Annotated in this window: 12 protein-coding genes; 2 read left to right on the top strand and 10 right to left on the bottom strand. The window is 41.5% G+C overall.

The annotated features are described in order from the left end of the window. Positions 1-326: 326 nt before the first annotated feature. Positions 327-1,364 carry a WxL protein peptidoglycan domain-containing protein gene (locus IQ294_RS01955; RefSeq protein WP_203332332.1) on the bottom strand — a complete coding sequence of 346 codons (1,038 nt, stop codon included), beginning with the start codon at positions 1,362-1,364 and terminating at the stop codon, positions 327-329. Between the two features lie 425 nt (positions 1,365-1,789). Between IQ294_RS01955 and IQ294_RS01950 the strand changes: the two genes are divergently transcribed. Further along, the gene (locus IQ294_RS01950) at positions 1,790-3,013 is read left to right on the top strand and encodes a LysM peptidoglycan-binding domain-containing protein (protein ID WP_203332331.1); all 1,224 of its coding nucleotides are present in this window, start codon (positions 1,790-1,792) and stop codon (positions 3,011-3,013) included. Between the two features lie 111 nt (positions 3,014-3,124). Here the strand turns inward: IQ294_RS01950 and IQ294_RS01945 are convergent, their stop codons facing one another. The 7 genes from IQ294_RS01945 to IQ294_RS01915 all read right to left on the bottom strand — a co-directional run bounded on the left by IQ294_RS01945 (position 3,125) and on the right by IQ294_RS01915 (position 9,413). Then, entirely contained in the window at positions 3,125-3,676 is a 552-nt protein-coding gene (locus IQ294_RS01945; RefSeq protein WP_203332330.1) for a DUF4126 domain-containing protein, read from the bottom strand. 126 nt (positions 3,677-3,802) lie between these two features. Continuing rightward, the gene (locus IQ294_RS01940) at positions 3,803-5,128 is read right to left on the bottom strand and encodes a UDP-glucose dehydrogenase family protein (RefSeq protein WP_203332329.1); all 1,326 of its coding nucleotides are present in this window, start codon (positions 5,126-5,128) and stop codon (positions 3,803-3,805) included. Positions 5,129-5,234: 106 nt separating this feature from the next. After that, entirely contained in the window at positions 5,235-6,254 is a 1,020-nt protein-coding gene (galE, locus tag IQ294_RS01935) for a UDP-glucose 4-epimerase GalE (protein WP_203332328.1), read from the bottom strand. A 99-nt stretch (positions 6,255-6,353) separates the two neighbouring features. After that, entirely contained in the window at positions 6,354-7,364 is a 1,011-nt protein-coding gene (locus IQ294_RS01930) for a glycosyltransferase family 2 protein (protein ID WP_203332327.1), read from the bottom strand. 34 nt (positions 7,365-7,398) lie between these two features. After that, positions 7,399-8,187, bottom strand: a complete 789-nt coding sequence (locus IQ294_RS01925; RefSeq protein ID WP_203332326.1) for a WecB/TagA/CpsF family glycosyltransferase — start codon at positions 8,185-8,187, stop codon at positions 7,399-7,401. Positions 8,188-8,204: 17 nt separating this feature from the next. Beyond that, positions 8,205-8,858, bottom strand: a complete 654-nt coding sequence (locus IQ294_RS01920) for a sugar transferase (RefSeq protein WP_238942622.1) — start codon at positions 8,856-8,858, stop codon at positions 8,205-8,207. A 399-nt stretch (positions 8,859-9,257) separates the two neighbouring features. Beyond that, entirely contained in the window at positions 9,258-9,413 is a 156-nt protein-coding gene (locus IQ294_RS01915; protein WP_203332324.1) for a hypothetical protein, read from the bottom strand. Positions 9,414-9,618: 205 nt separating this feature from the next. Between IQ294_RS01915 and IQ294_RS01910 the strand changes: the two genes are divergently transcribed. After that, positions 9,619-10,116 carry an antibiotic biosynthesis monooxygenase family protein gene (locus tag IQ294_RS01910; RefSeq protein WP_203332323.1) on the top strand — a complete coding sequence of 166 codons (498 nt, stop codon included), beginning with the start codon at positions 9,619-9,621 and terminating at the stop codon, positions 10,114-10,116. Between the two features lie 59 nt (positions 10,117-10,175). On the opposite strand, the gene IQ294_RS01905 is transcribed toward IQ294_RS01910, so the two are convergent. Together IQ294_RS01905 and IQ294_RS01900 are read right to left on the bottom strand one after the other, a co-directional pair. Further along, on the bottom strand, positions 10,176-10,646 hold the full coding sequence (locus tag IQ294_RS01905) for a VanZ family protein (protein WP_203332322.1): 471 nt from the start codon (positions 10,644-10,646) through the stop codon (positions 10,176-10,178). 144 nt (positions 10,647-10,790) lie between these two features. Further along, positions 10,791-11,768: a GNAT family N-acetyltransferase gene (locus IQ294_RS01900; protein ID WP_203332321.1), complete on the bottom strand. Its 978-nt coding sequence runs from the start codon at positions 11,766-11,768 to the stop codon at positions 10,791-10,793. Positions 11,769-11,882 lie beyond the last annotated feature (114 nt).

Below are 11,882 nucleotides of genomic sequence, written 5' to 3'. Positions count from 1 at the left end.
GGCTCCTTTTTTGTAGGTGGATTTTGCTGTGCTGCAACGATCTAGAGGAAAAATTATACATTAAAATTTCTTTTTATTAATCTAAAAGAGATTCTAAGTGAAAAAAGCTCTCTTTTCATTCCAACCGCAACACAATTGGCCTTGAGCGCAACTCGGACTGCTGGAACCGCACCTCGTGCCCAATAAACCGCACCTCAAATGGCTTGAACCGCACCCCGACCTTTTCACGAAATAAATATAGATAATATTTCCAGATGACTTCCCCCTTTTCAACTGGAACCAAATAAAAAGAGCTGCACCTGTAAATTACAGATGCAGCTCTTCCATCACAGGTTATTTTTTTCAGACAGCTTCACATAAGTTTTCCTGCTGTTCCCTTTATATAGTTTCAGGATAAGCGGAACCAGCAGCAAAAGCGAAACCAATACAAATGATATTATCAACCAAGAGCTTTCTGAATCGTTCGGAGGAGCAGAATCAACGGATGTCGTGATTACTCCTGCCGCTTGCGATTCCGTTACAGTGAATTTTTCTTCGACGAAGAATTCTTTTTCATCTGCACGCCCTTTGATCATCAGGACATATCTGCCCTGTTCAAGCAATATGCCGTTGAGATCGATAGGAAAGGCAATCTTGGATTCCGGAGCCATAGCGAAAGGGCTGAGGACACCGTTCAGCAGAAGTTCACCGTCTTTATCCATCACTGTAAAAGTGCCTTGGACCGTTTCATAGACTGCGGCATCGCCATTTTTCACTTCGATGGCCACATGATTATTGAATGAGTCGAAATCTGCTCGATCCACTGTCAAGCCAGCAGAGGTTTTTTGAGGAAGGTCCACCTTGACCGCGACAAGCCGTTGCCCCGGCTGTTCAGCAGCATAATTGCTTCCGCCTTCATTCACAGCGTCCAAAGAAACATTATCCGGTGTTCCTTCAGCCGTCAGGAGCACGCCTCCAAGAAGCGTACCGCTGGCAGTGTCCGGAATCTTCACTTTAACATTTACATTCTCCGAATCACCGGCTTTGATCTTCACAGAATCGCGCACATCGATCGCTTCAGCCATATCCACGATTCCATTTTCCTTTGCTTCTGCGCTGTAAATAATCCCACCCGTATCAGCTGTATGAGCGTTCACCGATTGCAGTTGAAGCTGGATCGTTTCAGAGCTGTTGTTCATCACCCTGAATTTCAAGGACATAGTTTCTCCCGGCATGGAATCCAGATGAAAAAAACCTTCCGAAAAGTTTTTCTGGTTTTCTGCAGGAAGCACTTCAACCTGAAAGTCGTTGACCGGTTCGGCTGCATTGGCCGTCACCGGAATTAAAAACATCATCGAAATTAAAACAAGAACACGAAACAACATAATTGTTCCCCCACTAAATTATTCTTACAAAATAAAAAGCTGTGCCACTCTGACACAGCTGCATTTTATATTGAATTTGTAAGTACAGCCTGGCATAATGTATGAGTTTTCTTTATCTCTTCATTTCATCTTTATTGCCATCAATGCTTATATTACAATTATATTACAATGAATGTAATAATAAATCAAGCTATTTAGCTATTTTTTGTTCTTAATGCTATTCCAGTCCTCATGATTAAATAGAATCATCTACCAAATTAATTTATCTGAATATTTAAATAACTTATATCATATTGTCTTGACATGTGTTATAATCACTGTAAAGAACTTATGCAATTTCACTTTAAAAAACAGCTGATAAAGCCCACAAATGCTATACATACACTGATGGCTCGTTGGTGTAAATAAAAAAAGGGGTGAGTTTTGTGGGCACGAAAACCGGTAAGATTGCAGCTGTTCTGCTATTGGTTCTATTCAGTCTGTTTTCATTCAGCGGCCAGTCCGAAGCAGCGAATTCAACTTACATTACGAAAGGAAATACATCCGGCAAGGCAGTTGCGTTAACATTCGATGACGGATCTGATGGCACGAACATCAATAAGATCCTGGACATCCTTTCAACGCATAAAGTGACAGCGACTTTTTTCCTTACGGGATCAGGCGCTGAAAAACATCCGCAGGCGATAAAGAATATTGCCGCTAAAGGCCATCAACTCGGCAACCATTCCTACTCCCACCCAGACTTCAGGACCCTGTCTGCCGCACAGATGAAGTCGCAGTTGGACCGTACCGAAACGATCGTCAAAAATCTCACGGGGAAGACGACGAAGCCGATTTTCCGTGCACCTTATGGTTCCGTTAACAGCAGTGTATTGGCCGGAGTCGGAGCAGCTGGATATGGTTACACCATTCAGTGGAATATTGACACCATTGACTGGCGCGGGGATTCTGCCACCACCATCACCAATAAGGTCGTCAATAACATCGTGCCCGGCACTATCGTATTGATGCACACCGGCGCCAGAGCATCCGGTACGCCAACCGCTCTGCCAACGATCATCAAGAAGTTAAAAGAGAAAGGCTACTCATTTGTCACTGTCTCCCAGTTACTGAAATTGCCTTCTGCACCTCCAGCAGCCGGTGGAACCACCTATACCGTCAAAGCTGGCGATACGATGTATTCAATCGCCAAACGATATAATACGACTGTCGCTAAACTTGCTGCTGCCAATAATATCGTAAATGTCAATCTGCTGCGGATCAGGCAGGTATTGAAAATTCCGGGTACGAGTACAACGCCCGCTCCTGCTCCAACTCCGCCGCCGGCAACTTTTTCAACTTATACCGTCAAAGCCGGTGACACCATGTACTCCATCGCTAAACGTTACAATACCACTGTCGCCAAAATTGCCAGCGCCAATAATATTGTCAACGTCAACCTGCTGCGGATCGGGCAGGTCCTGAAGATCCCTGGCACCAGCAGTACACCGCCACCAGCCACTGCCGTAAGATATACCGTTAAAGCAGGCGACACATTATATGGCATCGCTGTACGCCACAAAACTACCGTCGCTAAAATTGCCGCAGCCAATAAAATTACGAACGTCAACGTGCTTCGGATCGGACAGGTATTGGTGATTCCACGTTAATTACTGAATCCGAAAAGAACCCGGCGCAAAGCGCCAGGTTCTTTTTTCTTTATGCTGCAGATATCCCCTGCGATAGTTTGCCGGGTGCCCATGACATCTCAATGAAAACGGCTAGGCAATCCGTTGCTTCCGCTTATTATAGAAGAAGATGATAAGCAGCGGAACAAGTAACAGGAAAACTATTGCCAGCACAGGAATCAGAAAAATTGCAATCGGCACAAGTGTCGCAGTTGCATCTTCCGCAACTGCGACTGCCGGGCTGAGAAAGGCTGCTTCACTAACACCTTTGACGGCAGTGACTGCCGTATGTGAAGCTGTAGCGATTCCACCGCCACCAATGATTGCGATGCTCCATTCCAGAAACGGACTCATATCCCCGATAAACGATGCTGTCAGCAGGACTCCTGCTATTGCTGCAATCGGTGTGGCGATAACTTTCATGAAGGAACCAAGCGCAGGGATATAGTTGACAGCAACTTCAAAAAAAGTGGCTGCTCCAAAAGCGATCAGTGCAGGAGTGCTGCCAAGCCAATTGAAGCCTTCCGTCAGCGTGATCCAATCCACTCTTTCAAAAATACCGGTTATGAGCAAAGGTGTAAAAATCCGGAATCCTACTGTCGCACTCAAAGCCAGGCCGATACATATTGCCAGCACAGTTTCCATAGCAGGTTGCACTCCTTTCCGCGAACATTTCCATCATTATACACTAACTGGATTTACAGCGCGGAAAAGGATTCGGGAGCTCTTCGTCTGGTATATCCTGGAACAAAGTTCAACTTACTAAAAATTTTACGCTAATACGGAAGCGACCTGCTCATTCACAGGAGGCCTGCCAATCGAATGATATTCGATCTCATGATTTTGCATTTCCTTCAACGAATAGCAATTACGCCCATCAATTACCAATGGTCTTTTCATCGCGCGGAAAACCACTGGTGGCAGTTCTCTAATTTCATTCCATTCAGTAAGTATCAGTACCGCATCACAATCTTCAATCGCTTCCGCAATGTTCTCGGCATAAGTCATTAGAGGATTGAGGACGTTTTTTGCATTTCTCGTAGCAACCGGATCGTAGCCTATTACTGTCGCGCCCTGAGTGATAAGTTCCTCAGTAATGATAATTGATGCCGCTTCCCTCATATCATCTGTTTCAGGTTTAAAAGCTAATCCCAGTATACCTACTCTTTTACCTGTCAAATCCGGAATGCAGGCTTTTAGTTTCTCCAACAGAATACTCTGCTGTTTAATATTCACATTTACTACACCTTTCAAAAGCTGGAATTCATAATTGACGTTTCCTGCAATCTGGATCAACGCTTTTGTATCTTTTGGAAAACAGGAACCTCCATAACCAATCCCAGCTTTCAGGAATTGCCGGCCAATCCTTTTATCCAATCCCATACCTTCAGATACGTTTTCAACATCCGCGCCTAACAGTTCACAAATATTCGAAATTTCATTGATAAAGCTGATTTTTGTCGCCAGGAATGCATTTGATGCATACTTTATCATTTCAGCACTTTTGATATCTGTATGGAAAACTGGAACTCCAAATGGTCTGTTGACTTCTTCTATAATAGACGCCGCTCTTTTTGAGTTCGATCCGATGATGATTCTATCAGCGTCGAAAGAATCGGCAATGGCAGAACCTTCTCTTAAAAATTCAGGGTTTGATATTACATCAATTTGGACATCATGAAGAAGATTCAATAATATAGTCTCATGAATCCACTGGTTGGTGCCTACGGGAACGGTACTTTTAGTCACAATAATTGTATTCCGTGTGATATTCCAGGCGATATCTTTACATGCCCTTTCCACATAACGGAGATCTGCTGAACCGTCTTCTTTTTCCGGAGTACCGACAGCAATATAAATTATGTCTGCCTGGCTTAAAGCTTCACGATGGCTTGATGTAAAGCTAAGAAGTCCGGCTTCGATATTCTTCTTCATCATTTCACTTAATCCAGGTTCATAAATAGGAGATCGGCCTGTTTTCAATTGCTCAACTTTCTGTTCATCAATATCGATACATACAACTTTTCTGCCAATTTCAGTTAACGTCACTCCTGTAACCAGTCCAACATATCCCGTGCCAATAACAGCAATCTTCATTTCAATCCCGCCTATCACTTAGAGTAATGTCTTGGTAGAATTAGTAGTCGACAGCTTGCAGACCATATAATATTTCTACTGCTTTTACGTATTGCCCCACTGATGATCAGGTTTTTATCACTCCATATCCATACGGGTTCATCGCTTGCCATCTCCAGGCATCCTGGCACATTTCGAATAAGTCCTTTTCCGCTTCCCATAGTAACCGATTTCTAGCTTTTTCAGCACTCGCATAACATATTGGCACATCTCCTTCGCGTCTATCGGTCACTTGATACGGTATTTCAATCCCTGATGCCCTGGAAAATTCCTTCACTAAGTCAAGGACGCTATAACCTTTCCCAGTTCCCAAGTTGAATGTTTCTATACCTGGCGGACCCGTAAGGTATTCCAGTGCTTTCAAATGACCTTTCACCAAATCGGATATGTGAATGTAATCCCTTATGCACGTACCGTCCGGTGTGTCATAGTCTTCTCCGAACACTTGCAGTACCGGTCTTCTGCCGATGGCCACCTGCGTTATATAAGGCATCAGATTATTAGGTATTCCAGCTGGATCTTCTCCAATTTTTCCACTTTCATGTGCACCAATCGGATTAAAATAGCGAAGAATCACGATTTTCCAAAAAGGATCTGACCGATACAGATCATGCAGCATTTCTTCGATCACCAATTTTGTACGGCCATATGGGTTGTTTGCACCTAAACTCGAACTTTCCTCGAGTGCCTGATTGCCTATTGTCCGATAAACCGTTGCAGATGAACTGAAAACCAGTTCACGTACATTGAATCTGCTCATTATTTTGCAGAGATTTAAAGTTCCGGCAATATTATTTCCATAATAATCAAGCGGGAATGATACAGATTCGCCTACAGATTTCAATCCGGCGAAATGCATGACTGCTTTTATATTGTGCATACGGAACAAGTTTTCGACTTTTTCAGTCTCCAACAGATCAACTTCATAAAATTCGAAATTCCTGCCTGTCAATTCTTTTATCCTTAGAATCGATTCATAACTGCTGTTGGCAAGAGAATCCAATATGACAATCTCGTAGCCATTCTCCAATAATTCCACTGCAGCATGACTCCCGATATAGCCTGCTCCACCGGTTACTAAAATCATGTTGAATCCCCCATTTCCTATGTTGACGGCATGTCATTTCCATTAGGTTTCAGCTTCTTATAGTTAATCCTTTTGTGATTTCTTAAACGTTTCTGCATTTTAAATAATGTTTAAAATATCCTCTTTCACCATTGGATCCATATGATTTTTCAATTGTTTTGAAATAACTCTTTTTTTGGAGCGATCATACAACGGCCCTCGCGTTCTAAAGATTTTCTTTCTGCTTAAATGTTTCTCGTTAAACAGGATATTGAACCTGTCTTTCAGGGTAATTCCCCTGAAGAGTTTTAATTCACGGAGACTTTGCTCTATATATTCTTTCTTGCCGGAATAAAGCGCTGCGTAAAATAACTCCTCATATTGTGTTATATAGAATCTGGTGCGCTCAATAGGATCAAGCCTTTCAATCACTTCTTCGAATCTGAGCATATAAAGCTCTTTCAATTTTCTTAAATACCTGTAATTGGGCTGGTCACTATTACCTGCATCGGATTTAACAATCAATATATCTTCCAAATGCAGAATTTCGAAATCCTCTAATACTCTCAGCATGAATTCATTAATGTCATGATGGTTGAACAATTCATTAAATCCTCCAGCAACTTCCACTGCATGGCGGCTCAGGAATAGATTGCTGCCCATACACAGAATGGATTCATTTATTAAGAGGGTTCTTTGTTTTATTGGATTTTCAGGGATTAATAAATACTTCACTCTTTTTTCATCAGTGATTAAAACTCCACAAATAATGCCTTCGTATCCTGGATTCTCCTCCAACAGCTCTACAGACTTTTCTATGCGTTCTTTTAGATAAAAGTCGTCATCATTCAAAAAGCATAAATAGCTGCCAATCGATTCAGTGATGCCAATATTACGGGCAGCTGACCGATCTTGAGTTTTTGCAGACCTGATATACTTCACATGATTCAAATGCAGATATTCCCTCATGGCTTCCTCCGTCCTTTGCCGCGCTGGAGATCTTGGCTCATTATGGTCCACTACGATAACTTCCAACGATTTATAGGTTTGTTCGAGAATACTGTTAAGTGCACGCGGCAAATTGTCCGACCCTTTACATGTGGGAATAATTACACTCACCATCGATTCCATATAATATGCTCCTCCATTGCTTCAATATACAAACCTATAATTCCCGTTGTTCAGATTGCCTTTTTCTAGCAAGCTTCATGATATTACTGAAGAAAATTCCATTCTCAACAATGTATTTTCTGAATATCTTTTTCCACTCAGAAATATAGCGGTGACTCCATTTGACCGGTAATTTGCTTCTTGAGGAAGGGGTCGCGGTTATGCCAGGGGCGTTAGGATCCAAGTGTCGACCAACCGCCATGATTATAGTAGTGTCGAGTTCATCAAAGTAATGAGAAATCCACCCTTCCTGTATCGCCGTCCCCAACCCCACCAACAATAAATCCGGCTTTTCCTGGTTAATGTTGTAAAGCAATTTAATCGGATCAGTGAAGTTACCTTCGTGGATTCCTGAAATGTTGATGTCTGGATATTCAACAGTAATCAGTTCAACTGTCTGCTCCGTTACTTTGATATCGGCTCCAAGTAAAGATAGACTCATCTTTTCTTCATTTATTATCTCCAGAACTTCAGAAATGAATTCCTTATTGTTAAAGTCCTCTTCTAAAGTAATATTAAAAGCTCTAGCCGCAAGCCTTATCCCTACACCGTCGTTAAGCACAAATTCTGCTGCATTCATGTTCCTTAGGTAGTGTGGATTTATTTGTGCCAGGTTAAAGCCATAGGCATCGAGAAAGAAAACCCGCGCTTTTTTTTGTGTTAAAAAACAATGCCGCAATTCTTCCAAGACTTTCCGTTTTTCCATCTTCAATAATTTTATATTGCCCATGTACCCGTAATAATTTTCATTCGAACCCCAAAATTCCTGATTCATATCCAGCATAATATCCGCCTCCTTTTTCAAAAGGCATCTTTTGATCCAAACAACACAAAAACGGTACGGCAAATCAGTTTTAAATCGACCAATGTGTTCCGTTCTTTAATGTATTTCAAGTCCAATTTCACCCATTCGTCAAAGCCTATATTGCTTCGGCCACTGACTTGCCAGTAACAAGTCAGACCTGGAACCACCGCTATTCTCCGCCGTTCAAAATCCGTGTACTTATCAACTTCATCCGGAAGCGCAGGACGCGGTCCAACCAATGACATTTCACCTTTCAATACATTGATGAGCTGCGGCAATTCATCAATGCTCGTCTTCCTGATGAAAGCACCAACTTTTGTTACTCTTGGATCAAATCTGATTTTGAATACCGGGCCTGCAGCTTCATTTTTATCAATCAATGCCGCTTTCAATGTTTCCGCATTACTGACCATCGACCGGAATTTATACATCTTGAAAAGTGTTCCATCCTTACCGACTCTTTGCTGCCGGAAAAAAATTTCCCCTTCCGGGTCTTCCACCTTTATCATTAGGACCACTAAAAGGAATAACGGTAAAAGAACAGCAATTCCAACGATAGAAATGACAACATCCAACAACCTTTTCGTCAGCAAATAAAATGCATCTGTGTTTCCATATTCAATTGTTTGAAAATCATCAAGAATCTCCATTGGGGGGTCTTCAGCACTCACTTGAACTTCTTCTTTTCTGCTGCTTGAAGTAACCATTAAAATCACCGCCCTAAATTAATTCCGTGCCATACGTTATCCCTTGAAGAAGATGAAGGAAAGTTTAGCTGCTTTGTAATTTCTGAATTTACAGTCTTTTCAACCGGTAATTAGTCTGTTAGTCACTCATCAGATGAAGTTCTAGTCTAAAAGATACCTTTAATATGTTAAATAAAAGTTAAAAAAATATAATTGGTTCTTATTACTTATTAAAAATTGAAAAATAGCGTAAAAGTATAAACATGGAATAGAATCCAGGAAAAGATAGATTATCGACAACATGTCAAAAACCCCCAGAAAAATATCTTGGGGGTAAAAACATTCTCTATTATGTATTAAAGACTACCTATCCTGATCGCTTTCATTTTCTTCAGTCTTTCTTGAAAGCAATTCTTCACGATGTGCTGCTGCCATATCATTTCCGCGTTCACTGACTTTGCCCAAAGAAAGTATGATCGCCGCGACAAATGAGAAGCCCGCTATGATTAATGCCCACATATTATCTTCCCCATCATCCCGGACGGCTTTCACAGGTTCGAGCCCATGTGAAACCCTCCTTAATTTTGCCATTGAGTTAATTTATATCAATCGGCCGATAAAGTCAAGGGTTCCAGCGCTTTCAGGTTGCAGCGACCTATTATTGGCATCCTGATTTTAAAAAAGATAAGATGAAAAAGAAGGATCAATCGAAAGAGGTGCAGAAATGGAATTATATAAATGGCAAGGACACAAAGACGAAGCGATGCAGATCATGGCGTCCCTTCCGAATTCACGGCTTATCTATCTCATTAATGATGATGAATCTGTGCTTCTCCATGAATCGGCAGGCGGCACCATACTTCCGGATGCAGAGGCATATCACATGTTGAATGCCGTCGGGGATATCAATAGCGGCTATTTTGCCGTATTCAATAATATTCCTGTAAGCGATGAAGGCCGGGAGCTTTTTGAATCCCGCTTCTCCAATCGGGCTGGACTGGTGGAAAAAGAACCCGGCTTTGCGGCCATCCGGGTCTTGCGGCCGATCAATTCGGATACGTATGTCATCTTGACGGTCTGGAACGGTGAAGAAGACTTTAAAAACTGGCAGGAATCCGAAGCATACGGCAGTGCCCATGCAAAAAGAGGCACAACGGAAGGCATCGATAAACGGCCGAATATTTTCCCCCGCCCGTCGTTTGTTACGACCTACAAACGATAAAAAATGAGTTTGTTCTATTATAAAAGGCATCGGACTATCTTTCCGATGCCTTTTCCTGTTCATTTCGCCGGCTTTCGTTCCTTCACTTTATCTAAAAGCCTGTAAATCCCACAGTACAACGCTATCCCCGTCGCAGCTCCGGCACTGTCGATCAGCACATCACGGACTTCACCGCTTCTGCCATCGATAAACAGCTGATGGACTTCATCCGAAATCGCATATAGAACAGAGGCGATGAAGGCTAAAAGAATCTCCCTTAGCTGCAGCCCCCCTTTTTTTCTTATGGCATTCATCAATAGAATCCCCAGGAACAGATAAGCGAAGAAATGTGCATTTTTTCTGACCAGAAAATGGATTTCGTGTATTTCTGTATCCATCCCTGGGAAAATGCCATTAAATAAATCCAATATAAATCCAGTTATTCCCGAACTGAGTCCGCTTGAGACAGATGCCGGCTGGTGGGACAGTATAAAAATAACAGCCATCCATGCCGCGGCTGCTGTCCAGGCTAACTTATTTCTCTTCAGCATCTTTACGGCCCCTTTTCCCCAAAATCAATCAGGCACAATTATACCATCAATCCCCTCCATAACAAAAAGCCTTTGCTGTCGCAAAAGCTTTTCAACCCGCTTATATGAAAAAGTTTTCTTTGAACCTACTTTTTAATATGATGCTTATCTGTAAGCCGGGAAACTTGGATATTCAACACTTCTATCAGCAGCTTCACAAAGTTTTTGATAAAGTTGCGGATTCCAAATTTTCTTGCCTATAAAGAAATCATATTCTTTATTTTTGGCAAATTTTTTCTTGAACAGGAAAAGCTTATCATCTTTTTCTCCAGTCTTCCCTCCCCCCAGATGAATCCCATAAACCCCATTTTCTTTTCCCCATGATGCCAAGGCATATTGAAGGACGTAAGCAGGCGCCAAATGATGAAACTCCTGCAATGTTCCTGTCAGATGGACATGAAGCAAATTTTTATAAATAAAGTTCAAGCTCATCCCGATTGTTTGACCTTTGTAGATAACTTCGATCAGGATGATATTCTTCTTAAAGTGTTTAAGACACTCGGAAAAGTATTTATCACTGAAAAAGTAAATGGTCTCTGCATCAACTCTTTTCATTGTGGAATAATATAATTCTTTAAACTTCTCAAGATCGTCAGGTTCCAAGATCACTTTGAATTCCACTCCAGCTTTTAGGGCAAGACGTATATCCCGTCGGCAGGACGCAGAATATTCTCTCAGAAAAACATCCTCTGTATCCGACAGGACGGTGAGCAAAGTATTACGCTTAAAAATAATGTCATAATAATTTTTGAAGTCTTTTTCATTCTTAAGAAGCGGATGAAACCTGATGAATTCACTAATTATTTTATTTGCTTCGCAATACTGTTTAAAAGCTTCATAAAACGAGTGGATCAGTTCATCTTTTTTACCTTCTTTAAATTCCAGCACCAATGGACCGCCATATCCGTAAGGAGTTGTCAAATCATATAGAATTTCGGAAGAAAGCGTGTGAGGTATGGATCTTTTAATAAATAAATGACGGACTTTCCCCAGTTCATGCTTAAATTCAAAAACTTCACACGTCCCATTTTCAACGTCTTCATATAACTGCCCATATTCCTTCTCAAAGTATATATCTTTCAATGCTTCTCTACTCCTTCCTATTTATAGAAAATCCGATAAAATCATTTTTACATTGATATTCTAGCATTAAAGCATTTAATTTAACAGATAATTCTAAATACTTAGTCACTTTTT

It is taken from the genome of Planococcus beigongshangi (assembly GCF_016820495.1).
Lineage (GTDB): Bacteria > Bacillota > Bacilli > Bacillales_A > Planococcaceae > Planococcus > Planococcus beigongshangi.
The sequence above is the reverse complement of the archived record's forward strand: the minus strand, read 5'-3'. Positions and strand labels throughout refer to the sequence as shown.